25 protein-coding genes and 1 riboswitch are annotated in these 24,049 nt (G+C 41.3%); of the genes, 18 read left to right on the plus strand and 7 right to left on the minus strand.

All coding sequences use genetic code 11. The features are described from left to right. Positions 1 to 68: 68 nt before the first annotated feature. Positions 69 to 500, plus strand: coding sequence for a hypothetical protein (locus tag NSQ12_RS07685; RefSeq protein WP_003245685.1), 432 nt, complete (start codon positions 69 to 71; stop codon positions 498 to 500). 27 nt (positions 501 to 527) lie between these two features. On the opposite strand, the gene kinD is transcribed toward NSQ12_RS07685, so the two are convergent. After that, on the minus strand, positions 528 to 2,048 hold the full coding sequence (gene kinD / locus NSQ12_RS07690) for a sporulation kinase KinD (RefSeq protein ID WP_339176410.1): 1,521 nt from the start codon (positions 2,046 to 2,048) through the stop codon (positions 528 to 530). Between the two features lie 192 nt (positions 2,049 to 2,240). Here kinD and mhqR point away from each other — a divergent pair, with 192 nt between their 5' ends. Then, positions 2,241 to 2,678 (plus strand): MarR family transcriptional regulator MhqR, encoded by a 438-nt coding sequence (gene mhqR / locus NSQ12_RS07695; protein ID WP_003232475.1) that lies wholly within the window; start codon positions 2,241 to 2,243, stop codon positions 2,676 to 2,678. Positions 2,679 to 2,717: 39 nt separating this feature from the next. Here mhqR and motB read toward each other — a convergent pair whose 3' ends face one another. The 3 genes from motB to clpE all read right to left on the minus strand — a co-directional run bounded on the left by motB (position 2,718) and on the right by clpE (position 6,770). Next, positions 2,718 to 3,503, minus strand: a complete 786-nt coding sequence (gene motB, locus NSQ12_RS07700; protein ID WP_003232473.1) for a flagellar motor protein MotB — start codon at positions 3,501 to 3,503, stop codon at positions 2,718 to 2,720. Next, positions 3,475 to 4,287 (minus strand): flagellar motor stator protein MotA, encoded by an 813-nt coding sequence (gene motA / locus NSQ12_RS07705; RefSeq protein WP_003238984.1) that lies wholly within the window; start codon positions 4,285 to 4,287, stop codon positions 3,475 to 3,477. Before motA ends, motB begins: the two co-directional genes overlap by 29 nt. A gap of 383 nt (positions 4,288 to 4,670) precedes the next feature. Then, positions 4,671 to 6,770 carry an ATP-dependent protease ATP-binding subunit ClpE gene (clpE, locus tag NSQ12_RS07710; RefSeq protein ID WP_029317717.1) on the minus strand — a complete coding sequence of 700 codons (2,100 nt, stop codon included), beginning with the start codon at positions 6,768 to 6,770 and terminating at the stop codon, positions 4,671 to 4,673. A gap of 364 nt (positions 6,771 to 7,134) precedes the next feature. On the opposite strand from clpE, the gene NSQ12_RS07715 reads away from it, so the two are divergent. From NSQ12_RS07715 to queF, 5 genes are all read left to right on the plus strand, one after another. After that, positions 7,135 to 8,178, plus strand: coding sequence for a membrane protein (locus tag NSQ12_RS07715; protein WP_021479408.1), 1,044 nt, complete (start codon positions 7,135 to 7,137; stop codon positions 8,176 to 8,178). A 138-nt stretch (positions 8,179 to 8,316) separates the two neighbouring features. After that, positions 8,317 to 8,361: riboswitch (PreQ1 riboswitch) on the plus strand. Positions 8,362 to 8,490: 129 nt separating this feature from the next. Further along, entirely contained in the window at positions 8,491 to 9,150 is a 660-nt protein-coding gene (gene queC, locus NSQ12_RS07720) for a 7-cyano-7-deazaguanine synthase QueC (RefSeq protein WP_021479407.1), read from the plus strand. Next, on the plus strand, positions 9,143 to 9,592 hold the full coding sequence (queD, locus tag NSQ12_RS07725) for a 6-carboxytetrahydropterin synthase QueD (protein ID WP_003232462.1): 450 nt from the start codon (positions 9,143 to 9,145) through the stop codon (positions 9,590 to 9,592). The genes queC and queD overlap by 8 nt, the downstream gene beginning before the upstream one ends. Then, positions 9,585 to 10,316: a 7-carboxy-7-deazaguanine synthase QueE gene (queE, locus tag NSQ12_RS07730; protein WP_029317718.1), complete on the plus strand. Its 732-nt coding sequence runs from the start codon at positions 9,585 to 9,587 to the stop codon at positions 10,314 to 10,316. The genes queD and queE overlap by 8 nt, the downstream gene beginning before the upstream one ends. Positions 10,317 to 10,333: 17 nt before the next feature. Next, on the plus strand, positions 10,334 to 10,831 hold the full coding sequence (gene queF, locus NSQ12_RS07735; RefSeq protein ID WP_003218613.1) for a preQ(1) synthase: 498 nt from the start codon (positions 10,334 to 10,336) through the stop codon (positions 10,829 to 10,831). 506 nt (positions 10,832 to 11,337) lie between these two features. Here the strand turns inward: queF and NSQ12_RS07740 are convergent. Further along, positions 11,338 to 11,694, minus strand: coding sequence for a winged helix-turn-helix transcriptional regulator (locus NSQ12_RS07740; protein ID WP_014417586.1), 357 nt, complete (start codon positions 11,692 to 11,694; stop codon positions 11,338 to 11,340). Positions 11,695 to 11,862: 168 nt separating this feature from the next. Here NSQ12_RS07740 and NSQ12_RS07745 point away from each other — a divergent pair, with 168 nt between their 5' ends. From NSQ12_RS07745 to NSQ12_RS07765, 5 genes are all read left to right on the plus strand, one after another. Continuing rightward, positions 11,863 to 12,609: a glucose 1-dehydrogenase gene (locus NSQ12_RS07745; protein ID WP_033884218.1), complete on the plus strand. Its 747-nt coding sequence runs from the start codon at positions 11,863 to 11,865 to the stop codon at positions 12,607 to 12,609. 481 nt (positions 12,610 to 13,090) lie between these two features. Continuing rightward, positions 13,091 to 14,290, plus strand: a complete 1,200-nt coding sequence (gene ykvP / locus NSQ12_RS07750) for a glycosyltransferase (protein WP_213420074.1) — start codon at positions 13,091 to 13,093, stop codon at positions 14,288 to 14,290. Positions 14,291 to 14,305: 15 nt separating this feature from the next. Then, positions 14,306 to 14,533 (plus strand): LysM peptidoglycan-binding domain-containing protein, encoded by a 228-nt coding sequence (locus NSQ12_RS07755; RefSeq protein ID WP_151262151.1) that lies wholly within the window; start codon positions 14,306 to 14,308, stop codon positions 14,531 to 14,533. 96 nt (positions 14,534 to 14,629) lie between these two features. Next, positions 14,630 to 15,565 carry a glycosyl hydrolase family 18 protein gene (locus tag NSQ12_RS07760; RefSeq protein ID WP_038427622.1) on the plus strand — a complete coding sequence of 312 codons (936 nt, stop codon included), beginning with the start codon at positions 14,630 to 14,632 and terminating at the stop codon, positions 15,563 to 15,565. Between the two features lie 734 nt (positions 15,566 to 16,299). Continuing rightward, positions 16,300 to 16,590, plus strand: coding sequence for a YkvR family protein (locus tag NSQ12_RS07765; RefSeq protein WP_003245399.1), 291 nt, complete (start codon positions 16,300 to 16,302; stop codon positions 16,588 to 16,590). Positions 16,591 to 16,710: 120 nt separating this feature from the next. Here NSQ12_RS07765 and NSQ12_RS07770 read toward each other — a convergent pair whose 3' ends face one another. Continuing rightward, entirely contained in the window at positions 16,711 to 16,896 is a 186-nt protein-coding gene (locus tag NSQ12_RS07770) for a YkvS family protein (protein WP_003232446.1), read from the minus strand. Between the two features lie 165 nt (positions 16,897 to 17,061). Here NSQ12_RS07770 and NSQ12_RS07775 point away from each other — a divergent pair, with 165 nt between their 5' ends. The 5 genes from NSQ12_RS07775 (at position 17,062) to pfeT (ending at position 22,333) form a co-directional block, all read left to right on the plus strand. After that, entirely contained in the window at positions 17,062 to 17,256 is a 195-nt protein-coding gene (locus NSQ12_RS07775; protein ID WP_003218622.1) for a hypothetical protein, read from the plus strand. Positions 17,257 to 17,554: 298 nt separating this feature from the next. Next, a complete protein-coding gene (locus NSQ12_RS07780; protein ID WP_088467645.1) occupies positions 17,555 to 18,181 on the plus strand; it encodes a cell wall hydrolase in 627 nt (208 codons plus the stop codon). 117 nt (positions 18,182 to 18,298) lie between these two features. Beyond that, a complete protein-coding gene (ykvU, locus tag NSQ12_RS07785; RefSeq protein WP_241495704.1) occupies positions 18,299 to 19,636 on the plus strand; it encodes a sporulation protein YkvU in 1,338 nt (445 codons plus the stop codon). A gap of 50 nt (positions 19,637 to 19,686) precedes the next feature. After that, on the plus strand, positions 19,687 to 20,184 hold the full coding sequence (gene stoA / locus NSQ12_RS07790; RefSeq protein WP_003245444.1) for a sporulation thiol-disulfide oxidoreductase StoA: 498 nt from the start codon (positions 19,687 to 19,689) through the stop codon (positions 20,182 to 20,184). A gap of 235 nt (positions 20,185 to 20,419) precedes the next feature. Next, positions 20,420 to 22,333: a metal-transporting ATPase PfeT gene (gene pfeT / locus NSQ12_RS07795; protein WP_029946375.1), complete on the plus strand. Its 1,914-nt coding sequence runs from the start codon at positions 20,420 to 20,422 to the stop codon at positions 22,331 to 22,333. A 37-nt stretch (positions 22,334 to 22,370) separates the two neighbouring features. On the opposite strand, the gene NSQ12_RS07800 is transcribed toward pfeT, so the two are convergent. Then, positions 22,371 to 22,574 carry a hypothetical protein gene (locus NSQ12_RS07800; RefSeq protein ID WP_015715796.1) on the minus strand — a complete coding sequence of 68 codons (204 nt, stop codon included), beginning with the start codon at positions 22,572 to 22,574 and terminating at the stop codon, positions 22,371 to 22,373. Positions 22,575 to 22,739: 165 nt separating this feature from the next. On the opposite strand from NSQ12_RS07800, the gene papB reads away from it, so the two are divergent. Further along, entirely contained in the window at positions 22,740 to 23,834 is a 1,095-nt protein-coding gene (gene papB / locus NSQ12_RS07805; protein ID WP_121591735.1) for a di/tri-peptidase, read from the plus strand. The last annotated feature ends 215 nt before the right edge of the window (positions 23,835 to 24,049 follow it).

The raw sequence follows: 24,049 nt of genomic DNA on the forward strand, positions 1-24,049 counted from the left end.
ATATAAAGAGAGAGCTTTTCGGAAGCGCTCTTTTTTTCTGGAAAAAATTCATATGAAAGAGGGAACTAATGAAAGAACTAGCGATTCTCATTACCGAAATGGTCAATCAATTTCATGATGCTTTTATTTCCTTATGCGGAATATTTGGCATTCATTTAACTGACAAAGAAATGCATTTTTGGGTGATCGGCATTTTTGGCATATTCTTTTTCGGCGTCACTCACGCTGTGTTTACATGGCTTTCTAAATGGAGTATGACAGCCTTGTCCTTTATCTATACTGTTACAGTCATCATTGTCATCGTATTTGCGATTGAGATTCAGCAAAAGGTGACGGGTAGAGGGAATATGGAGTTTTTAGATGCCACGGAAGGTATAAAGGGTTTTTTAGTATTTTTTATGTTTTTTTTGCTTTTGAAAATGCTGTTGCGTTTCATCAAAATCCTTTTTTCTGGAAGACCAGCAAGCAAATCGAATGGCAATGCCCGATCACGAAGATAAAAAACCCTCCTGACATGGTCAGGGGGGCTATGATGCGGATACGGGGAGGGTGATTGTCACCTCTGTGCCTCTTCGCACTTCACTTTCAATATGAATAGAGCCTCCGTACATCAGCACGATCCGTTTACAAACAACAAGGCCGAGACCGGTTCCTTTTTCTTTAGAAGTAACAAAGGGAAGGAAGATGTGATCCAGCATTTCCTGAGAAATCCCTTCACCGTTATCCACAACTTTGATTATGGCTTTTTTATCTAAAGCTCCCAGGGAGATCGTCAGTTTGCCTCCTTCAGGCATTGACTCGAGGCCATTTTTTGCTACATTTAAAATCACTTGTTTAATATGATCTTTTGTACATTTTACGAGTAAGGGCTGCTCGGTTAAATACTGTAATTCGACTTCAACATTGTATAGATTGCCCTCAGAATAAATGATCGGCATAATTTCTCCGATAATGTCCTGAAGTGAGTTCAGCTCCCATTTTTCAGCTGTCGGCTTGCCGAGAACGAGAAACTCACTCACTATTTGATTGATGCGTTTGATCTCCTGTTCGATAATGGAGAAGTAAAGCTGATCTTCCTCACCTTTATATTTCTTTTGCAACAGCTGAATAAAGCCGCTTATCCCGGTGAGGGGGTTACGGATTTCATGGGCTGTGCTGGCAGCAAGCGTCCCGATCAGCTCTAATTTTTGCGCCTCGTTTTCTGAGCGCTCCAGCTGGGTCTGCCGCTTCAGCAAATAATACAGCACGAGAATAAAAAGGATATTCAGCAGAACAATAATACATGAAAGCGGAAGCACAAGGCTTTTCGACAGTTCTTCTATTGTGACCGGGTTCGGATAGACTTTCATATTCCAGCTGATATCATCCAGATATCCGCTGACAGGTTTCTGATCCTCTGCATGAGAGGATTGTCCGCTCGCAAAAATCATTTTCCCGTCTTGGTTCACAACTTCAATATAAACATCAGGGCTCAGCAAGTTAATGAGATTTTTCAAATAATCAATTTGAATAGCTGCGACAAGATAATCTGTCACATTTCGTTTTGAGTCCAAAACAGGCACACAAATTGTGAAAATTGGCTGACCAGTAATTCTGCTCGAATAACTATCTGAAATGACTGTCTTTTTAGTTTCCTTTGCTTTTGTAAAAAAAGATCTGTCGGCCAGGTTTACTTTCGTTTTTAATTCGGTTGTGCTTGCGGTGACGTCTCCTTTGGCATTGAGAAAATAGAGACCGGAAAATCTCGGCTCTGAATCAAAGGTCTTTTCCAAAATTGACTGCATTTTCTTTATATCAACCGGTCTGTCGATGGCGATGGACAAGGAGGTCATTCTCGCCATTGTTTCTCCGATTAAATAATTGATTTTGTTGCGGTGAAGGTTTAGCAGGACACTTGCTTCTTGTTTATGTTCTGCAGCTATTGTATCTTTTTCTTTTTCATATACGAAAAAGCTGATGACGATTGCCGGAATCACGACCAGTATGATATAAAGTTTGACTCTCCCGCAGGCGCCTTTTAGTATTTTCAATTTGCATCGCTCCAACATACACCTGATTAGAGGTATTATATCATTGTTTCTTCTTCTTTAATAAGAAAAAATAACCAAAAAAATTAGAAAAAGGTGTTGGCAAGCTTACATTTTAAAAAAGAAGAGAAATATTGGAAAGATTTTTATTGACATTTTGGTCTTTGTTTATTAATGTTTCTCTGTAACGGTTTCTAAAAGGATGATTGAGACATGACAGAAAAATCACTGAAGTTATTTATCGTGCTGTCGCGCGCGTATCGGTCTATTAACGATCATATGAATAAGCATATTCATAAGCATGGGCTGAATCCGACTGAATTTGCTGTGCTAGAGCTTTTGTACCATAAAGGCGATCAGCCGCTGCAGCAGATAGGAGATAAAATTCTCTTGGCTAGCGGGAGCATCACATACGTTGTAGATAAGCTGGAGCAAAAAGAACTTCTCATTCGGAAAGCGTCTCCTACAGACAGACGAGTGACATTTGCGCAAATTACTGAAAAAGGCATCGGTCTTTTGAACGATATTTTCCCTGATCACGCTGCTGAAATTGATGAAATGATCAGCGTATTAAGCGAAGAAGAGGTAGAGATGTGCACCGAAATGTTAAAAAGAGTAGGATTAAACGCAAAACAGTTTCATAATAAGTAAAAAAAGGAAGCCTGATATGTCACAAGGCTTCCTTTTTTGCTATTTTTCATTTGTTTCCGCTGCGCCTCTTGGCAAAATGAGAACTTCAACCCGCCGGTTTTTGCTTCGGCCTTCCGCAGTTTTGTTGGAAGCCACCGGTTTATACTCGCCATAACCCTTGGCGCTGAACACTTTTGCATCGAGCTTGGGGTTTTCAATCAGGAGCCCCATAAAGTTTACCGCTCTCATGACGCTTAAATGCCAGTTTGATTGGAATTCAGAATTTTTAATTGGCATATTATCAGTATGTCCGCTGATAATGATATTTCTTGGCGGGTTAATCACAAGAAGATTTGAAATCTCTTTTGCAAGCGGCACATCTTCCTTACGGATGGTCGCTTTTCCAGAATCAAAGAAGATGCTGTCTTTAATCGTAATCAGAAGGCCTTCACTAGTCATCTTCGTCTCCAGCTGATGTTCCAGCTTTTTATCTTTGATGAACTTTTCCACCTGGCTCTTCACATTTTCAAGTTCTTCTTGATCAGCTGCTTTTTCTTTTTCTTTCTTGTTTTTCTCTTTCTCTTCTTTTTCCTTTTTCACTTCATCGATGCCGTCTGACTCGTTTTCAGGAGGAGTGACACTGGAGTAGTCCAGTACACCGGTTCCGCCTGTAAAAACTTCATTAAATGATTTTGAGAGCATTTGAAACTTAGCTGCGTCAATCGAGCTGCTCGCGTACAGCACAATAAACAATGCCAGGAGAAGAGTAAGGATGTCGGCGTAAGGAACGAGCCATGATTCATCAACGTGCTCGTCCTCATGCTTCTTCTTCTTTTTTCTCGCCATTTTGCGCCTCTCCTTGTTCTGCAAATTTCAAGCGGTCCTTCGCAGGAAGATACATTAAAAGCTTTTGTTCGATGACTTTCGGTGCCTGTCCTTCTAAAACGGATAAAACACCTTCAATCATGACCTCACGCAGTTTTACTTCTTGTTTTGATTTTCGTTTTAATTTATTTGCGAAAGGATGCCATAACACATACCCTGTAAAGATACCGAGAAGTGTGGCAACAAAGGCGGCACTGATGGCGTGTCCAAGCTCATCTGTATTGTCCATATGAGAGAGAGCGGCAATCAGCCCGATTACAGCGCCGAGTACTCCAAGTGTCGGAGCGTACGTTCCTGCTTGTGTAAAAATAGCGGCTCCGGCTTGGTGTCTGTCCTCCATTGCTTCGACTTCCTCTGTCATAATATCTCTGATAAATTCCGCGCTTTGCCCGTCAACAGCCATGCTGAGCCCGTTTTTCAAGAAAGCATCATCTACATCCTCAATGCTTGCTTCTAAAGCAAGCAGACCTTCGCGGCGTGCAAGCTGAGCCCATTCAGAGAACATAGGAATGAGTTCCTCTATTGTGAGCTGTTTATTTTCCTTAAATAACACTCGAAACAGCGCAGGCACTTTTTTAATTTCTTTTGTTGGGAACGCAATAACGACTGCTGAGATTGTCCCGGCGATAATAATTAAAATGGCAGCGGGGTTTGCAAGGGCGCTGAAACTGACGCCTTTCAGAACCATCCCGACGCTCAATGCCACAAAAGCAAGAATAATACCGATTAACGAAGTTTTATCCATAGTTTTTCACCAAATCCTTTTTTACTATCTTGTCTATGGTTAATATCGGTTTTGGTGCCCGGAACTTTAGGGACATTGTGAATTTGTTCATGAAATATTCAAGGAAGAGGCATAGAAGGGAGAAATAAACAAAAACGGGCTCTCCAAAATTGAAAAGCCCGGGTGTCTACTGAAATTAGCAGCTTTCTTGCAAGCTGTCCTTCAGATGGTATTCATATAATAGTAGAAATACATATTCACTGTATATAAACATGTTCCATCCCTCCTTAAAAAAAGTGTAAAGGATGAAGGGAAGTAGCGCTTCAGGGGAAGGGACGGTATTTTCTAAGTCAAGAGTATGAAAGCATAAAAAAAGCGGCTTCCTAAAAGGAAACCGCTGATTGTTATTTCGCTCGCACTTTGATTTTATCATCTTCTAAAATCACGTGAAAACTTGTGATCTCGCCATTATCAAGCAGCAGATCGGTCATTTCATCCTCAACCCATTCTTGGATGGTTCTTCTAAGCGGACGTGCACCGAATGAAGGGTGGTAGCCCAGCTCAGCGATTTTTTCTTTCGCTTCATCTGTCACATTCAAGCTAATGCCCCGTTCCGCCAATGTTTCTTCAAGTTCTCCAAGAAGAAGGCTGACGATTTTGACAAGATGTTCTTTTTCCAATGAGCGGAACTCAATAATGCTGTCAAAACGGTTGAGGAACTCAGGTTTAAAGAACATGCTCAGTGAATCAATTAATGTTTGTTCTTCGATGACACTGTCATCTGATTGGAAACCGACTTTCGTTTGTTTCTCACCAGCACCCGCATTACTTGTCATGATGATCACAGTGTCTTTGAAGCTTACGGTTCTGCCTTGGCTGTCTGTCAGACGGCCATCTTCCATAATTTGCAGGAACATATGCTGAACGTCTGGGTGTGCTTTTTCAATCTCATCCAGCAACACAATGCTGTAAGGATTGCGGCGCACTTTCTCAGTTAATTGTCCAGCTTCCTCATGGCCGACATATCCAGGCGGTGAACCGATAATTTTAGATACGGCGTGTTTCTCCATGTATTCGCTCATATCGAGTCGGATAATAGCGTCTTTTGTGCCGAATAATTCATCTGCCAGTGTTTTAGAAAGCTCTGTTTTCCCTACGCCGGTAGGACCGACGAAGAGGAAGGAGCCGACTGGTCTGTTTTTGGATTTTAAACCGGCGCGGCTTCGTCTTACCGCCTTTGCCACTTTTTGAACAGCGGCTTCTTGTCCAATCACGCGTTCATGAAGTTTTGCTTCGAGTTCTTTCATTTTCGTTTGTTCGTCTGCCTGCAGTTTGCCGACAGGGATGCCTGTTTTTTGTTCAACAATTTCCTGAATGTGCTCAGCTTCCACAGTGACAGCAGTATGAGCGGAGGAGCTGTTCAGTTTTTTCTCCAATGCGAGTTCTTCATCACGGAGTTTTGCAGCCAGTTCGTAATTTTCTTCTTCCAGGGCTTTTGTTTTTTCGGCTTCAATTGCAGTTAAGCGTTCAGCGGCATCCTCATCATTCAGTTCATCAATTAACAGGTTAGCTTTTGAACCTGCTTCATCTAATAAATCAATTGCTTTATCCGGCAGGTGTCTGTCCTGAATGTAGCGGGATGATAAAGTGACACACGCTTTGATTGCTTCATCACTGAATGTTACGCCATGGTACGCCTCGTATTTGTCTTTAATCCCTTGCAGAATGAGGATAGCCTGTTCAATTGAAGGCTCCTGCACCATGACAGGCTGAAAACGTCTTTCCAGCGCGGCATCTTTTTCGATTTGACGATATTCTTTCAGTGTTGTCGCGCCAATGACTTGCAGTTCGCCTCTGGCTAGGGCCGGTTTGAGAATGTTGCCGGCGTCCATTGATCCTTCTGCAGAGCCTGCGCCAACGAGAAGGTGAATTTCATCAATGAACAGAATGACATTTTTTCGTTCCTTCAGCTCAGTGATCAGCTGTTTCATTCTCTCCTCAAATTGGCCTCTGATCCCTGTGTTTGCAACAAGGGATGCAACATCAAGCAAATATAGCTCTTTGTTTTTCAGTTTGTTTGGAACATCACCTTCAGCAATTTTTAAAGCGAGCCCTTCAGCGATGGCAGTTTTCCCTACACCCGGCTCACCAATAAGAACCGGATTGTTTTTGTTCCGGCGGTTTAGAATTTCGATCACTCGCGCCACTTCATCATCACGGCCGATGACGGGATCAATGAGACCGGCTTTAGCACCGTTTGTAATATTTTGAGCCAGCTCATCAAGCAGCCCTTTTTTTCCGCTTTGTTTTGCTGCGCTCTTTTCTTTCGGCTGGAATGCCTGTTCAAACGGAAATCCGAAAGATTGAGGACCCATACTCATTGAAGGTTTACGGGTCAGTTCGTTATAGCAAGTTTCACAAAGAACCATCTGTTTATGAACGGAATTTATTTGCATGTTAAGGCGAATCGTCGCCTCGTTTTGATGACAATGTTGACAACGCATTTGCCAAAACCTCCTTAATAATTTGATCTTCTTTGACCAATGAAAGTGAATAAAAAGGTCTATTGGATTTGACCTTCTTTGACTATTAGTATACGGCAAACTTAACGGCTTTCAAACCAATATGCTCAAAGCAGACTGAATATTTGACTATCTTTGACCAATTGGTTTTTAAAAAAGGCCGGTTTGTTTGACCAACTTTGATTAATAGTATACTCTGACCTTCTTTGACTTTCAAGCCTTTTGCACAACATTTTTTAATTTGTTACAAAGTAAAACATGTTTTCTTCGTCTTTTCAAGGAACTTGTCTCATAGGTTATAAAAAGGCATCTATGGACAAAACTGCGGTTCGTTCGGAGGGGAGAAATGGAACAATCAAAAGGGTCTGCAAGTCAGCTTGCTTTTGTGTATGTCGGCACAGTAGTCGGAGCTGGATTTGCGACTGGCAGAGAAATTGTTGAGTTTTTTCTGAAGTTCGGCTGGTTCGGTTTATTCGGCATTCTCGTCAGCGGCGGAATGTTTACGTTTCTTGGCGCCAAGCTGATGATCATTTCAAAGCGAATCAATGCCAAGTCATATCAAGAAATGAACATCTTTTTGTTCGGGGCGGCGGCTGGGCGAATTATCAATGTATTTATGCTGTTTGTTCTCCTCGGAGTTACATCTGTCATGCTTTCAGGAGCAGGGGCGCTTTTTGAGGAACAATTGGGGATGTCCGCTCAGATTGGGATGCTTATTACAATCGGTCTGAGCTTAATTGTGATGACTAGAGGAGTAAAAGGCATTTTCGGTGTCAATGTGTTTGTTGTTCCCCTTTTAATCCTCTTTTCAATGATTGTAGTGGCCGACTCTTTTATATTCAGCGAATCACGAAACGCAGCTCAGTGGGTCTGGCCGCATCGCTGGGATTGGCTGTTATCAGCCTTTTCTTACGGGGCTTTGAATTTATCGCTTGCCCAAGCAGTTTTGGTTCCGCTGGCGAATGAAATGTCCTCGGAGAAAGTGATCAAAAAAGGCGCTTTAATCGGAGGGACGATGCTGACGATTGTGCTGTCCGCGAGTTTTCTGTCTTTGTCAACTCTTCCGGATGTATTTTTGTATGATATACCGATGGCACAAGTGGTTTATCTCTTTGCACGATCTGTCCATTTGATTTATTTACTCATTATTTTCGGAGAAGTGTTCACATCAGTTATCGGTAATCTATATGGATTAGAAAAACAAGTGCAAAGCTTTCTTCCAGTGAAAAGCAAATATATCTTTGCGGCCATTATGATCACGGCTTATATTACGAGCCAAATAGGGTACGGCAGGCTTATTTCAACGATTTATCCCTTGTTTGGCTATGTGAGCCTGGCCTTCATAGGCGCTTTGCTTTGCAAAAAAGCTCCTCGGCGGCGCAGTTTATAAATATATATAATGAAACGAACCGTCACTATAGAGCGATAATTGATCTAGGAACCGGGGACTGACTTTTTTATTGTCAAGAAAAACATCATTATGGTAAGATAGCAGAAGTGAAAAAATTGAAGAAAATCCGTGCGATATGCGGGAGAGGTTCTAGCTACACCCTCTATAAAAAACTAAGGACGAGCTGTATCCTTGGATACGGCCTTTTTTATGTTTTTCTAGAGCACCTTCCGAAAAAAGGTGTTTTTTTGCGTGAATTAGCTGTAGCGATGTCTCTCGCCGGCGTTTTTATTGCGGAGAAGGAGAGGAATCATGAAAAAAGAAAAAGCAATTGTCGTATTTAGCGGCGGCCAAGACAGCACAACATGCTTACTGTGGGCCTTAAAAGAATTCGAAGAAGTCGAAACGGTGACTTTTCATTATAATCAGCGACATTCGCAGGAAATTGAAGTGGCAAAATCCATTGCGGAAAAGCTTGGTGTGAAAAATCATTTGCTTGATATGTCACTTTTAAATCAGCTTGCACCGAATGCCCTGACTAGAAATGATATTGAGATAGAAGTAAAAGACGGCGAACTGCCATCCACATTCGTTCCAGGCCGCAATTTGGTATTCTTATCCTTTGCGTCTATCCTGGCTTACCAAATTGGCGCGCGCCACATTATTACAGGAGTTTGCGAGACAGACTTCAGCGGTTATCCTGACTGCCGTGACGAATTCGTGAAATCTTGCAATGTCACGGTAAATCTGGCAATGGAGAAGCCGTTTGTGATCCACACGCCTCTCATGTGGCTCAATAAGGCGGAAACGTGGAAGCTTGCAGATGAGCTTGGCGCGCTGGATTTTGTGAAAAACAACACGCTGACATGCTATAACGGCATCATCGCAGACGGCTGCGGCGAATGTCCGGCATGTCACCTTCGTTCAAAAGGTTATGAAGAATATATGGTGATGAAAGGAGAGCGTGCATAAATTGTTATCTCAAATTTATCCGCAGGCCCAGCATCCTTATTCGTTTGAACTGAATAAAGACATGCATATCTCAGCCGCTCATTTTATCCCTCGGGAAAGTGCGGGAGCGTGCAGCAGGGTTCACGGGCATACGTATACCGTAAATATAACCGTTGCCGGCGACGAACTTGACGATTCAGGCTTTCTTGTCAATTTCAGCGTACTCAAAAAACTGGTGCACGGAAACTATGATCACACGCTATTAAATGATCATGAAGATTTTTCTCAGGACGACCGGTATTCGCTGCCGACAACTGAAGTCGTGGCGAAAACGATTTATGACAACGTACAGGCTTATTTAGACACTTTGGAGAATAAGCCGACCTGTGTACAGGTGTTTGTCCGTGAAACACCGACAAGCTACTGTGTCTACCGTCCGAAAAAGGGTGGTTTGAATGGCTAAAGGAATTCCTGTATTAGAAATTTTCGGCCCGACGATTCAAGGAGAAGGCATGGTGATCGGACAGAAAACGATGTTCGTCCGGACAGCCGGCTGCGATTATTCCTGCAGCTGGTGTGACTCCGCTTTCACTTGGGACGGGTCTGCTAAAAAAGATATTCGCTGGATGACGGCGGAGGAGATTTTTGCGGAGCTTAAGGACATTGGGGGAGATGCGTTTTCTCATGTGACGATCTCAGGCGGCAACCCGGCTCTGTTAAAACAGCTGGATGCTTTTATTGAACTGCTGAAGGAAAATAACATCCGTGCAGCGCTTGAAACTCAAGGGACCGTTTATCAGGATTGGTTTACGCTGATTGATGACCTGACAATTTCTCCAAAACCGCCAAGCTCAAAAATGGTAACGAACTTTCAAAAGCTTGACCACATTTTAACTTTACTTCAAGAGAATGATAGACAGCATGCTGTCAGCTTGAAGGTTGTCATCTTTAATGATGAAGATCTGGAATTTGCCAAAACTGTGCACAAGCGGTATCCGGGAATCCCGTTTTATTTACAAGTCGGAAATGATGACGTGCATACGACAGATGATCAGTCACTGATTGCACATTTGCTTGGAAAATATGAAGCGCTTGTTGATAAGGTAGCTGTCGATGCGGAGATGAATCTCGTCAGAGTGCTCCCGCAGCTGCACACCCTGTTATGGGGCAACAAACGCGGAGTATAATAGAAAGGAAGATGAACATGACGACAAGAAAAGAATCAGAATTAGAAGGTGTAACATTGCTAGGCAATCAAGGTACAAATTATTTGTTCGAATATGCACCGGACGTGCTGGAATCCTTCCCGAATAAACATGTAAACCGTGATTACTTTGTAAAATTCAATTGCCCGGAATTCACATCTTTATGTCCTAAAACAGGCCAGCCTGACTTTGCGACAATCTACATCAGCTACATTCCTGATGAAAAAATGGTTGAAAGCAAATCATTAAAGCTGTATCTATTCAGCTTCAGAAACCATGGTGACTTCCACGAGGACTGCATGAATATCATCATGAATGACTTGATTGAATTAATGGACCCGCGCTACATTGAAGTATGGGGCAAATTCACGCCAAGAGGCGGAATTTCCATTGACCCGTACACAAACTACGGAAAGCCTGGCACGAAGTATGAGAAAATGGCCGAATACCGTATGATGAACCATGATTTGTATCCGGAGACAATTGATAATCGTTAATTATTCCGTTGTGTGATACGGAGTGTGAAACGAAGTGGAGTCACAGTAAAATCCGAACATTCAGCGTTAATTTTCAGCGGAATTGTAACCGAGTCACAGCGAAGTGTGACCCGCACTAAGCTCAATAAAAGTGTGACCTGAGGTGCAACCTGAACTGTGACTTTTATGCATTGAAAAATTGATAGTACAGAAGCAGATTAAGGCGTACAATTTGTACGTCTTTTCTTTTTTATCCGAAAGAAAAAATGCCTATCTAGAGATCATAGGCATTAAATATTATTATCAATATCTTCATTATTTTTTGGCTAAGTTTCTGAACCTTCTCTTTAACATTTGAAACAGCTCTTTTTTGAATTTCATCAAAGTTCTCCTGAATATAGTCGATGACACTTCTTATTAGAACTTCACTTTCAAAATTGAATATCTCATTTATTTCTGACTGTTCTTCATCTGTTAGGTGATGGTATTGAAGTTGTTTAGCATTTACTTCAGCAGCTACATCAATCCTAACTTAGTTGTTCTGGTTGTACAATTTCATATTCACCTTCTGCATACTCTTGCTCCGCATAATGGCCTCCCCATTGACAGAGCTCCTGCAAGATAGGTTTAAGAGATTCTCCAAGTTCAGTGGATGAATATTCAACCTTCGGCGGTACTTGATTATACATCTTTCTGCTCACAAGTCCACTGGCTTCAAGCTCTCTAAGTGTTTGAATCAGCATTTTCTGAGTTATATTTGGGATAATGCGCTTTAATTCACTCGTTCTCTTTGGTCCATTCATTAAAAAGTATAATACAAGGCCTTTCCATTTTCCTCCAATAACTTCCTTTGTCACTTCAAACCCACAGCTAAATTTTTTCATGTCTAAAGCTCTCCATTCCACATTTATTACTTTTTAGTTACTATATCACAAAAAAGTGGGTACTTCCGATAATGTGCTTACTGAAGGATACTATATCTTGTAAGTTGTTCTTCAAGTACTTAAAGGTACTAGACATAAAATAATATTAATTCTAAAGGAGTGTTAAGTATGGGTAAATTTGAAGGTAAAATAGCGCTTGTAACGGGTGGAACAAGTGGGATTGGTCTTGCTACAGCACAAAAATTTGTAAACGAAGGTGCATATGTTTATATCACGGGACGTAGACAAAACGAACTTGATAAAGCTGTTAACCAAATTGGCAAGAACGTAACCGGTGTTCAAGGTGATATTTCTAAGCTTGAAGACTTAGACAAACTATATGACATTATAAAGCAGGAAAAAGGTAAGTTGGACATTCTTTTTGCTAATGCAGGCATCGGCAACTTCCTTCCATTAGGTGAAATTACTGAAGAGCAGGTTGATAGAACGTTCGACATTAACGTTAAAGGAACCATCTTTACTGTTCAAAAAGCATTATCACTATTCCCAGACAAAGTAGGTTCTATTATTGTAACGGGCTCTACTGCTGGATCAATTGCCAACCCAGCGTTTAGTGTATATGGAGCATCTAAAGCAGCATTAAGAGCACTAGTTCGCAACTGGATTCTTGACCTAAAAGGTACTGAAATCCGTGTAAATGTGGTTAGTCCAGGAGGTATTCTTACACCTGCCTACGATGAGCTTTTTGGTGATGCACTTGAAGAGGTACTGGAAAATAGCAGAAATACTGTTCCAGCTGGAAAAGTTGGGACACCTGAAGAAGTAGCAAACGCTGTATCTTTCCTTGCTTCAGACGAAAGCAGTTACTTGACGGGTGTTGAATTGTTCGTAGATGGCGGGCTAGCACAGGTATAATTTCACTGCGCAGAGATTACAAATAGTCCCCAAAAAAGGTTAATGGGGATTTACTTGAAGAAGTCGTATAAAAAAGTCGTTTTCCTTAAAGGACAGGGAATTCGACTTTTTTATGTTTGAACTTGATTAACGTTGTAAATTCGCATTTTCCTGGGGCTACTACTAAATGACCTGTAAAAAAGATTACACTGTGAATAAATGTACTTAAAGTAACGGGGGCTCTTGATTTTTAATAAAAAATAATATCCCTGTCCTTGTATTCTAATACTTTTGAAAATATTTAAAGGAATCCTTATGTCCTGAATAACCACATAGGAAAATATGTTGTAGGTTGCTTTCTTTTTTTGTGGGGCATCCCACACAAGCTATCACGTGATCTCACACCTGAACGTTTTTTTATAGACTAGTATCGCGACAAGTTATATTACATATACATACCAATAAAGTAGACATTAAAAAGTGAAAGAGAGGATGGAAATGTGTGAAAATTCTTTTCCTTGAGAGTCATCCCATGTGGCTCTATGGTTTACCGAATGGGTTTAGGGAAGCAGGACATACCGTAATGATTTCCGGTCCTGTAAGTCGGGAAAATATCACTGAAATGATAGACGAATTTAAACCAGATCTAATAGTATCTATGGGATGGACACCAGAGCATTCAAGGGAAAAGCAGGCCTGGATTCGCAACGCTACTAAAAAGGTGAATATCCCTCTCGTTTATTGGGCTACTGAAGACCCGCTGCACACTCAAAACTTTACTATCCCGTTAATTAAAAAGATGAAACCGGATTTTGTTTTCACGGTTACGCCTTCTCTGTGTAAAACTTATGAAAGCATGGGGATTAAAGCAGCTCACTTAGACTTTGCATTTCACGAAAGTATACATCACCAGATTAAACCATTAGCGAAATACAGTTGTGATATAGCAGTGGTGGCTAATGCTTACCCTAATTTTCTTGAAGAACATCCGGAAGTGTTCCGTTCGTCCTCTTTAAAAACGCTTATTCGTCCTCTTATACGGAAGGGTATTCGCATTGATTTTTGGGGGAGAAACTGGGAAAAAATGAGTAAATATATAGGAAGAGAAATTCCCCGCAATTGGATCCATGGATACCTTGATTATACTGAAGCATATAAAGTTTACAGTTCAGCAAAAATCATTATCGGTTTGCAAAACTGTGAAAGCCAACTTACGCAACGCACCTATGAGATTCTTGGTTCCGGGGGGTTTTTATTGACATCGGATACACCAGCAGTTCGAGGTAAATTCAAACCTGGCCGCGATCTCATCGTTTCTTCCTCCCCAAAAGAAACATTGGAAAAGGTTAAATACTATTTGAATCATGATAGCGAGAGAAAAAAGATTCAGATAAACGGTAAAAAGGCTGTAAAGAATGATTCCTATCGGCATAGAGCCGAGAGAATGCTTGAGGTGCTAAAAAGCAGAGGAATTATAAGAAACTTAGGGGAAACCATTCATTATGTAGATGTTCTCAAAGAAAAATACGTGATCCATCATGTTACTCCCGGTGAAACATTATCAATAATTGCCAGGAAGTATAATGTTTCCCTGCAGCAACTCATGGAGCTTAATCATTTCAAATCAGATCAAATATATGCTGGACAAATCATTAAGATTAGAGAGAAACTGTTTAGAAATATTAATAACAAATTATTCTAAAGGAGAGTAATATGAATGAAGGGGAAAATACCTAAAATAAGAAATCAAGCGAATAAAGTAAAAAGAACGCCTCGTTATATGGAATTTCCCGTGACATACGAAGTATATCATGTGGAATCCGGCGATACATTATGGACGATTGCCAAATCCTTTAAAATTCCGGTACAACAACTTATGAATCTTAATGAGCTTTCTTCAGATAGAATTTATCCTGGACAAATTATAAAGATAAGAGAAAGATAATCTTTGAGGTTTCGGAAACGAATCAAATTGAAATGACAATCCTCATTTTTTTATTTGTGGGGAACTTGATATTTTTGGGGATGAAGGGGTTATGAGATGTTTCAAATGAGCTATTTCTATTCTGGATTAGGATGGGATTTTATTCAACACGTTGATCAAACGAACGGAGTATTAAATGTTGTGTCTCCTGATTTTTTCTATATCAGAAAAGATGGATCATTACTTCTCCGTTCAGCTAATCCCGATGTGATTAAAGCTCTTCATAGAAGAAAATTAAAAGTAGTTCCTTTTCTAAGCAATCATTGGGATCAGGATTTGGGACGATTTGCATTAATGAACCGAGTTCTTTTAGCTAAACAAATTTCTCATGCAATAGAAGAACTGGATTTGGACGGAGTTAATATCGATATAGAAAACCTTACAGAAAAAGATCGGAATCTATTTACAGATTTTATTAGATTAGTAAGGAAAAGTATTCCTAAACATAAAGAAGTATCAGTTGCAGTGGCGGCAAATCCTTTTGGCTGGACGAAGGGCTGGCACGGATCATATGATTACGAGTATTTAGCTAAATATGCAGATTATCTTATGGTTATGGCCTATGATGAAAGCCGCCTTGCTGGGCCTACCGCAAGTGTAGGATGGGTGGAAAAGTCCATTCAATATGTTCTGACCCAAAAAATCTCTCCTCAAAAACTAGTTTTAGGATTGCCATTCTATGGCCGCTGCTGGATGGAAGGCCAATCTGCCTCTCAAGCCATTCCCCTTTACCTTGTTGACTCATTAGTAAAAAGGCATAGCGGAACAATTATTTTTGACACCAAGAGTCAATCTCCAAAAGCTATTTTTACTGTCAATCACGATAACAAGGGGCCGTTGCCTTCGGGAACATATACATTATGGTTTGAAAATGAACAGTCACTCAGAGCAAAAATAAAACTCGCTCAAAAATATAAATTGAAAGGTCTTGGCAGCTGGAGTCTTGGACAAGAAGATGCGTCAGTCTGGAATACAGTGTTTAAAAATATATAATGATTTATAGTTCAGAACAAAATTCGAAGATAATTGCAATGAATCTCTAAATGGACATACTGAAAGGAGTTTATTACGAGTGCGGGTAAAACAGTGAGGGCATTCCATAGGCCCTTCTCCCGAAATGTTCTATACGAGGCATTACATTGGGCTTGAAATACACATTCAAACTTATGTTATAGTACGCATTTCAAGTAATTACGGATGTGTTGAATTTATTCTGCTTCCATGATTCAAGTCATACACATGCTACCTTGATAGCAGGATTATTGCATTTCATTCAGAATTGTTCAGGATCGATATGGAAGCGCACGAATAACTAGAACTTTAAAAACATACACTCATATACTTCCTGAATGGATGCTGGTTTATCTAAAAAAACATGATGAGAATTGATTGACCGCTCTCATTAAAGGATGGAGAAATTCAAGGCGCCAAGGTACGCATGGTGAAACATGACTTGTTGATAATCGACCATATAGTTTCTCCTTAGAAATGAGGGGGTTTTTACATAAAAAAGACGAGCGAATCCGGGGGGAATTCCACTCGCCGCTTTCTAATGAAAAGACGGGATGCTGGATGGCAGCTCGTCTGTTTTATTATAATTTAACGAACGTATGTTTGTAAAGGTGTCTTTTCGAATGAATTGGTTCATATAACCGTTAAGAACAGATTCATTGTAAACATTCGCTAAGGTATGCTAAGATGCATGGACTATAAAGGAGTGATATGAAGTGAAGACATTGCGGTTAAACAATGTAACGTTAGAAATGGCTGCATATCAAGAGGAGAGCGAGCCGAAGCGAAAAATTGCATTTACCTTAAACGTTACGAGTGAGACTTACCATGATATCGCTGTCCTGTTGTATGAAAAAACGTTTAATGTCGAGGTTCCGGAACGCGATCTTGCCTTCCGGGGGGAAATGACAAATTATTCAACATCATTGACCAACCTGTACGAACCAGGGGCCGTCAGCGAGTTCTATATAGAAATAACGGAAATAGACAAAAACGCCGATTCATGATCGGTGTTTTTTATGTAAAAAAGCTGCCGGCCGGCAGCTTTTGAGAAAGCGAATTTCATATGTAAGGTGTTAAATTGTCTGTCTTGCAGTTTTTTGAATAAATGTGGAAATAAGGAGGTTTTAATAGGAGTCTCTGATGATCTTATAATTTTTATGATTAACAACTGTCAATGAATCTAACTCAAGATCCCGATAGTTATCCATGATCGTCACATCAACGATAACAGAATTCTCATTTACTTTTTCAACAACACCGGTTAATCCGTTTTTAAATTCAATGACATTCCCAACCTTAGCGATTTTCACAAGCTTCCTCTCCTTTAAACATAATAATGCCTTTTGAAAGTATTTTGCAGTATTTTCATTGAGAAGTAAAGCGATAAGGAGTTTTATCTCCCTTATGAATTGTTCTGTCGCTATAAAGATGATATATTGATTTTCGTCAATAGAAAGAAAAGGGGGGAATTTTTGTTGCGACCCGAAGAAATAACAGAAATGATTGAACAGCTGCGCACCGGCGCCATAAACGAACTGAGAGTCCAGAAAGAGCATTTTCTTGATTTCAGGGCCGTGTTATCTAAACAAGATGATTTTAAACATTTCCGAGGAATTGCCCAGCAAGGCGGAGATGTTATTTTTCAATACTTAGAACAGCCAAGAAGCTGAAGGTTTCTCATACGTGAGAAGCCTTTTTATCATATATGACAGAATACAAGCCTTTTATTACAGTTGTCTGTAACAGGTGTAAATAAAATGTAAAGTGTCAAAAATGGATAAACATGTTTTAATTTGACAATATTTATAGAATTTCAAACTGTTTTTTTGCCATTAAGCAGTGAGTCATCCTCTTTATTCCATCCTGATACCTCCTTGGGAGAGTTGGAAAATCTTTTTCCGTGAAAATGAATGGATCTCTTGTTAAGGTTATGAAGTGTTTTTTGGAGCACTTTAAGGAGGAAACTGTATGACAACGAAATTCACTGCTCTGGCTGTTTTTCTTCTTTGTTTCATGCCTGCAGCCAAAATTGAGCATACACAAGCTTCACTACTGAGCGCAAAGAAGACAAAACATGAAGAAGAGAAATGGCTTACACATATAGATCGAAATACGAATGAATCTTTCCCTTCACTGTCTGCTGATAAAGACAAGAAAATAAAACCGATTAAGCTATCAGCACACACTGAAAAGAAAGAGAAAGATAAACCGGACAAAACAAATGATGAGAAAGAAACATATACACAGTCTGAAAAAGAGTTGCTGTCCCGTCTCGTTCACGCAGAGGCCAAAGGAGAATCATATAAAGGCAAGGTCGCTGTAGCAAGCGTTGTACTGAACAGGACGGAGAAAAAAGGTTTTCCTGATACGATAAGAGGAGTTATTTATCAGAAAAACGCCTTTGAACCGGTCGCAAACGGGAGCATTAACCAAAAGCCTGATAAAGAATCGATTGAAGCTGCCGAAGAAGCGCTGTCCTCAAAAAATAGAGAAACAGATGCCATATTCTTTTATAATCCGAAAACAGCGTCAGATAATTGGATTCGTTCAAGAAAAATCGTAGAAAAAATCGGCAGACACGTTTTTGCCGTCTAAGCATAGAAGAGACAATTTGTCTCAGCTGTGCTTTTTTTCATATAAAGAGTAAAAATAAAATAATTTTTGAACTTGTCTCATATGATGTTGGTAGTACAAGAGACAAGGAGAGACATCATGAATCGATTTGTGAAAGGGATCATTCTTTTATCCATTGCCGCCTTTTTCGCTGAATGCCTTGAATTTGTCGTCAATATGATTTTGGCGCGGGAGCTTGGCGAGCATGGGATGGGGCTTTACATGAGTATTTTGCCCACGATCTTTTTAATTATTGTCATCGCGAGCCTGGAACTGCCGATATCCATTTCTAAATTCATTGCCGAGTCAAATCCTAAGCTTCATGAAAGCATGCTGAGGCACGCTTTCAGAATGACAGCCATTTTTACTGCTTTTTCTACTGCCGCCGCTAGTATTGCGCTTCCGTTTATACCGGTATTTGATACATACCACCCGTTTATTAAAGGGATTGTCATCGGCTTAATTCCTGTTGTCGCCTTTACTTCAATCGCCAGGGGCTACTTTATGGGTGTGCAGAAAATGGGGAAGATCGCAATTGCCAATGTGCTGAAAAAAATCATCCAGCTCTTGTGCTTATTCCTCTTTTTTCAATGGTACTCATTTGAATTGGACATGGCTGTGCTGATTTCCTTGTTTGTTCTAGTCGTGAGTGATGTGGTCGTGCTTGTTTATTTATATTCACAATTTATCATGGCAAGGCGGGCGTTATCCGGCCAGCAGCACATTCATTTGCGCGGAAAGGATGTAAGGAAAAGACTGCTTGCTGTTTCAATTCCTACAACAGGACTGCGCATTTTTCATGCGGTTGTCAATGCAATTGAACCCTTTTTAGTAAAAGGAGCTCTTTTGGCTGCGGGCGTTGCCGGGACAGCGGCGATCGATCAATACGGAATGCTGGCAGGAGTGGCTGTGACGATAGGGTCGTTCCCTGCTTTTATTGCCCATTCGTTAATGGTCGTCATGATACCGAGTATTTCGGAAGCTTATGCACTTTCTCAGTATGACATCGTGTTAAAAAGGCTGAAGCAGTCGATTTTTATTACATTAGGTTACGGTATACCTGCCGTCTGGGTCATGTTCCAGTTTGCGGGACCTCTCACGCATTTGTTTTTTCACTCTCCTGAAGCGCAGTATTACTTGCAGCTGTTGTGGCCTTACTTTCTCTTTCATCTGTTTGTCATGCCGCTGCAGGCGTGCTTAATCGGGATGGGTTTTGTGAAAGAGGCTTTTTATCACAATGTATGGAGCCATTTCGTTGCGCTAAGTATGATGTATGTACTGGGATCAATGGAGAATCTGCAAATGCTCGGGATTATCCTTGGAATGAACACTGGCATGATTCTTTTGACGAGCCTGCACTATGCCACGATCTGCAAAGCATTGAAGGTATCTGTATTTCTTACGGGAGGGACCAGAACGCCGCGAATTGAAGGATGATAAAGGAACAGCAGGGGCAAGCTAATTGAAAAGCATGAAAGGAAGATTCCATGTTGACGAAGCGCTTGCTTACTATATACATTATGTTATTAGGGTTGATTGCATGGTTTCCAGGTGCGGCACAAGCTGAGGAAAAACAGCCTGCTGTTCCCGCTGTTTTTCTTATGAAAACGATAGAAGGGGAGGACATCTCGATTCCGAATAAAGGGCAAAAAACAATTCTCCATTTTTGGACGTCATGGTGTCCGCCCTGCAAAAAGGAGCTTCCACAGTTTCAATCGTTTTATGATGCCCATCCATCCGACAGTGTAAAGCTGGTAACGGTGAATTTAGTGAATTCGGAACAAAATCAGCAAGTCGTTGAAGATTTTATTAAAGCAAACAAGCTGACGTTCCCGATTGTCCTTGACTCAAAAGGGGAATTGATGAAGGAGTATCATATCATCACGATCCCAACATCATTTTTGCTGAATGAAAAGGGAGAAATTGAAAAAACAAAAATTGGCCCGATGACAGCGGAACAACTGAAGGAATGGACGGAAGAATAGCTGAGAGCATAGACTCTCAGCTTTTTTCATATAGAGAAGAAGTGAATAAACATTAATGATAATTATTATCAAAAAGAAATTAAAATAATTATAATTGAAATTCTCTTCGTGCGTGCTATAATAAAGGAAGACATCAAGAAATAACTGACGATAAAGCTGCCTTTTGGGCAGCGATTTTGTTTTTATAAGAGAAATGAAGATGATTTACGTTCTCAATTAGAGAGGAGAATTCGATATGAATGAACAAGTTATCGTTCAACGCGACCCGCATGAGCCATTGAAAACAGACAAGAGGGAAAAAAACTGGGCACAGCACGCGGAGCTTATTGCAGCACTTGTATCAGGCGCTCTTATTTTGGCAGGCTGGCTCTTATCCGGATATCAGGTATTATCCATAATACTTTTCTTGCTGGCTTTTGTGATCGGCGGATTTGCTAAAGCAAAGGAAGGAATCGAAGAAACACTCGAATCCAAAACGCTGAATGTAGAACTTTTAATGATTTTCGCTGCCGTTGGTTCCGCCTTGATCGGATACTGGGCAGAGGGTGCTATTTTAATATTTATTTTTTCCTTAAGCGGAGCTTTAGAAACATACACGATGAATAAAAGCAGCAGAGATTTAACGTCTTTAATGCAGCTTGAGCCTGAAGAAGCGACATTGATGGTCAATGGTGAAACCAAAAGAGTTCCGGTTTCAGACTTGCAGGCCGGTGATATGATCGTGATCAAACCTGGAGAACGCGTAGCGGCAGACGGTATCATTGAATCGGGCTCGACAAGTCTTGACGAGTCGGCTTTAACAGGTGAATCAATGCCTGTAGAAAAAAACACAGGCGACACTGTATTCACAGGAACGGTGAATCGCAATGGCTCCTTGACTGTCCGTGTCACGAAAGCAAATGAAGATTCGTTATTCAGAAAAATTATCAAACTGGTTGAATCAGCACAAAATAGTGTTTCACCCGCTCAGGCTTTCATCGAACGATTTGAAAATGCTTATGTGAAAGGTGTGCTAATTGCGGTGGCGCTCCTTTTATTCGTCCCGCACTTTGCGCTGGGCTGGAGCTGGAGTGAAACCTTCTACCGCGCAATGGTGTTTATGGTTGTCGCGTCACCTTGTGCGCTTGTCGCCTCTATTATGCCAGCGGCGCTGTCCCTGATTTCAAATGGCGCCCGCAACGGTATGCTTGTGAAAGGAAGCGTCTTTCTTGAACAGCTGGGCTCAGTGCAAATGATCGCCTTTGATAAAACCGGCACTGTAACAAAAGGCCAGCCTGCCGTAGAGACGATCAGAATAGCAGAAGGATTCAGTGAAGCGGAAGTTCTTGAGGCTGTCTATGCCATCGAAACGCAATCAAGCCATCCGCTCGCCCAAGCCATAACGGCGTACGCTGAAAGCCGCGGCGTGAATCAGTCCGGCTACATATCTATAGAAGAAACCTCAGGGTTTGGCGTTATGGCAGAAGTGTCGGGTGCGAAATGGAAGGTCGGTAAAGCAGGTTTTATCGGCGAGGAAATGGCAGCACAATTTATGAAACAAACAGCATCAGATGTCATTCAAAGCGGTCATACAATTGTATTTGTGAAAAAGGATGATCAAATAGCAGGCTGTATCGCACTGAAGGACCAAATCAGGCCTGAAGCAAAAGAGGTCATGGAAGAACTGAACCGACTTGGGATTAAAACGGCCATGCTGACAGGAGATCACGAAGACACGGCTCAAGCGATTGCCAAGGAAGCCGGCATGACAACTGTCGTGGCAGAATGCCTGCCTGACCAAAAAGTGAATGAAATCAAACGGTTAAAAGAAGAATTCGGAACGATTGCAATGGTGGGTGACGGAATCAATGATGCGCCGGCACTCAAAGCGGCGGATGTCGGCATTGCGATGGGCGGCGGAACAGATGTAGCACTTGAGACCGCTGATATGGTCCTCATGAAAAACGATTTGAAAAAGCTCGTAAACATGTGCCGCTTGTCTCGGAAAATGAACAGGATCATCAAACAAAATATCGTGTTTTCTCTAGCTGTAATCTGCCTGCTGATTTGTGCAAACTTTTTGCAGGTGATGGAATTGCCATTTGGCGTGATTGGTCATGAGGGCAGCACGATTTTGGTCATACTAAACGGTTTAAGACTCCTAAAATAAAACCAGCAGCCTAATCAGGCTGCTGGCTTTTTATGTATCAAGCTTTCCCTTCATTTTTGTCTTTTTCAGATCTTTTCATAACCAGGATGAGAGCGAGGATGCAGCAAAGGAAACCCGCTGCACAGCCTATGATAGAGCTGTAATAATAAAAGCCCACCATCTTCATCCCGATAAAAGGAGCGGAAATTCCCAAAACCGTTAAGAGCATAACTGCTTTTCGTCTGAAAAAATTCATCAGCAAACGGAACAACCCCCCTGCGATTGAACGTTACTGTCAGTATACAGGAAGAGGAGCAGGAAATAAAATGCATTAGAAAATGAAGGCGTCGTGAAAGGCAAACACCGGTAAAACCTGTTACAATGGAAGACAGAACAATGCATTGCAAATGGCAGGGAGGAACAAGAAGTGAATAGAATACAACGCGTCTCTTCATGGCTGAAGGAAGCGGGGCATACTGCCGCATTTATTCATACAAAAGAAAATGTTTTTTACTTAACCGGTTTTTACACAGAGCCGCATGAAAGATTAATGGGGTTATTTGTTTTTCAAGAAGAGGAGCCTTTCTTTGTTTGTCCAGGAATGGAAGCAGGACAGGCCCGCAACGCAGGCTGGAATCATGAAATCATTGGCTATGCGGATCACGAAAATCCGTGGGAGCTGATAGAGAAGGCCTTGAAAAAGCGAAATATCAGCATACATACGCTTGCGGTAGAAAAGGATTCAATCTCGCTATCACGTGCAGAACAGCTGAAGCATGCGACTGGCGGGGCTCAATTTGTTTCAGCAGAAGAAACACTCAATCAATTTCGCCTGATTAAAGATGACAATGAGATTCGTTTGCTGAAAGAGGCGGCAAAGCTTGCAGATTACGGTGTTGAAGTCGGCACAGCCGCTTTGCGTGAAGGCATCAGTGAAGTGGAAGTGCTCGCTCAAATTGAGTATGAGCTGAAGAAAAAAGGAATTCAGGGCATGTCTTTCTCTACAATGGTTTTATTCGGAGAAAAATCTGGCCAGCCTCATGGAAATCCTGGTACAGCCACGTTGAAGAAAGGTGATTTTGTATTATTTGATCTCGGTGTTATTCTTGACGGCTATTGCTCTGATATTACAAGAACGTTTGCTTACAAAACCATCAATCCGAAGCAGGAGGCCATTTACGAGACTGTGCTTCAAGCGGAAAAAGCCGCGATTGAGGCAAGCAAACCCGGTGTGAGAATCGGAGATCTGGACTTAACCGCCCGCGGAATCATTGAAAAAGCGGGATACGGTGACTATTTTCCTCACCGGCTTGGGCATGGACTCGGAATTTCTGTCCATGAGTATCCATCAATGAGCCAGGCCAACGATACACTGCTGCAGGAAGGCATGGTCTACACGATCGAACCGGGGATTTATGTGCCTGAAATCGGCGGCGTGCGCATTGAAGATGACGTTCACGTAACAAAGGACGGAGCAGTTGCTCTGACCCAATATCCAAAGGAATTAATCATACTGCCGTAATAGAAATAAAAAAGGACTTTGTTCTCGACATCGTCCTTTTTTATCTGCATTAAATAAAAAAATCATCAAATGTTCGAAAGGGTTTAATTTCATGTTTTTGGTTGAGAGGTTTTACAGCAAGACAGCTGCCACCGAGAACAGTGAGACATAACCCAATTAAAATGAAGAAACCCATGTGATCTTCTCCTTTCAGCTTAAAACACAAAAAGATATCT

Origin of the sequence: Bacillus sp. PS95, assembly GCF_037963565.1 — a bacterium.
Classification (GTDB): Bacteria; Bacillota; Bacilli; order Bacillales; family Bacillaceae; genus Bacillus; species Bacillus subtilis.

What these genes read in the sequence shown, in the direction of transcription:
- NSQ12_RS07685 (WP_003245685.1), top strand. Translation starts at nt 69, where the DNA reads ATGAAAGAACTAGCGATTCTCATTACCGAAATGGTCAATCAATTTCAT.
- kinD (WP_339176410.1), bottom strand. Translation starts at nt 2,048, where the DNA reads ATGTTGGAGCGATGCAAATTGAAAATACTAAAAGGCGCCTGCGGGAGA.
- mhqR (WP_003232475.1), top strand. Translation starts at nt 2,241, where the DNA reads ATGACAGAAAAATCACTGAAGTTATTTATCGTGCTGTCGCGCGCGTAT.
- motB (WP_003232473.1), bottom strand. Translation starts at nt 3,503, where the DNA reads ATGGCGAGAAAAAAGAAGAAGAAGCATGAGGACGAGCACGTTGATGAA.
- motA (WP_003238984.1), bottom strand. Translation starts at nt 4,287, where the DNA reads ATGGATAAAACTTCGTTAATCGGTATTATTCTTGCTTTTGTGGCATTG.
- clpE (WP_029317717.1), bottom strand. Translation starts at nt 6,770, where the DNA reads ATGCGTTGTCAACATTGTCATCAAAACGAGGCGACGATTCGCCTTAAC.
- NSQ12_RS07715 (WP_021479408.1), top strand. Translation starts at nt 7,135, where the DNA reads ATGGAACAATCAAAAGGGTCTGCAAGTCAGCTTGCTTTTGTGTATGTC.
- queC (WP_021479407.1), top strand. Translation starts at nt 8,491, where the DNA reads ATGAAAAAAGAAAAAGCAATTGTCGTATTTAGCGGCGGCCAAGACAGC.
- queE (WP_029317718.1), top strand. Translation starts at nt 9,585, where the DNA reads ATGGCTAAAGGAATTCCTGTATTAGAAATTTTCGGCCCGACGATTCAA.
- queF (WP_003218613.1), top strand. Translation starts at nt 10,334, where the DNA reads ATGACGACAAGAAAAGAATCAGAATTAGAAGGTGTAACATTGCTAGGC.
- NSQ12_RS07740 (WP_014417586.1), bottom strand. Translation starts at nt 11,694, where the DNA reads ATGAAAAAATTTAGCTGTGGGTTTGAAGTGACAAAGGAAGTTATTGGA.
- NSQ12_RS07745 (WP_033884218.1), top strand. Translation starts at nt 11,863, where the DNA reads ATGGGTAAATTTGAAGGTAAAATAGCGCTTGTAACGGGTGGAACAAGT.
- NSQ12_RS07755 (WP_151262151.1), top strand. Translation starts at nt 14,306, where the DNA reads ATGAAGGGGAAAATACCTAAAATAAGAAATCAAGCGAATAAAGTAAAA.
- NSQ12_RS07760 (WP_038427622.1), top strand. Translation starts at nt 14,630, where the DNA reads ATGTTTCAAATGAGCTATTTCTATTCTGGATTAGGATGGGATTTTATT.
- NSQ12_RS07780 (WP_088467645.1), top strand. Translation starts at nt 17,555, where the DNA reads ATGACAACGAAATTCACTGCTCTGGCTGTTTTTCTTCTTTGTTTCATG.
- ykvU (WP_241495704.1), top strand. Translation starts at nt 18,299, where the DNA reads ATGAATCGATTTGTGAAAGGGATCATTCTTTTATCCATTGCCGCCTTT.
- stoA (WP_003245444.1), top strand. Translation starts at nt 19,687, where the DNA reads ATGTTGACGAAGCGCTTGCTTACTATATACATTATGTTATTAGGGTTG.
- pfeT (WP_029946375.1), top strand. Translation starts at nt 20,420, where the DNA reads ATGAATGAACAAGTTATCGTTCAACGCGACCCGCATGAGCCATTGAAA.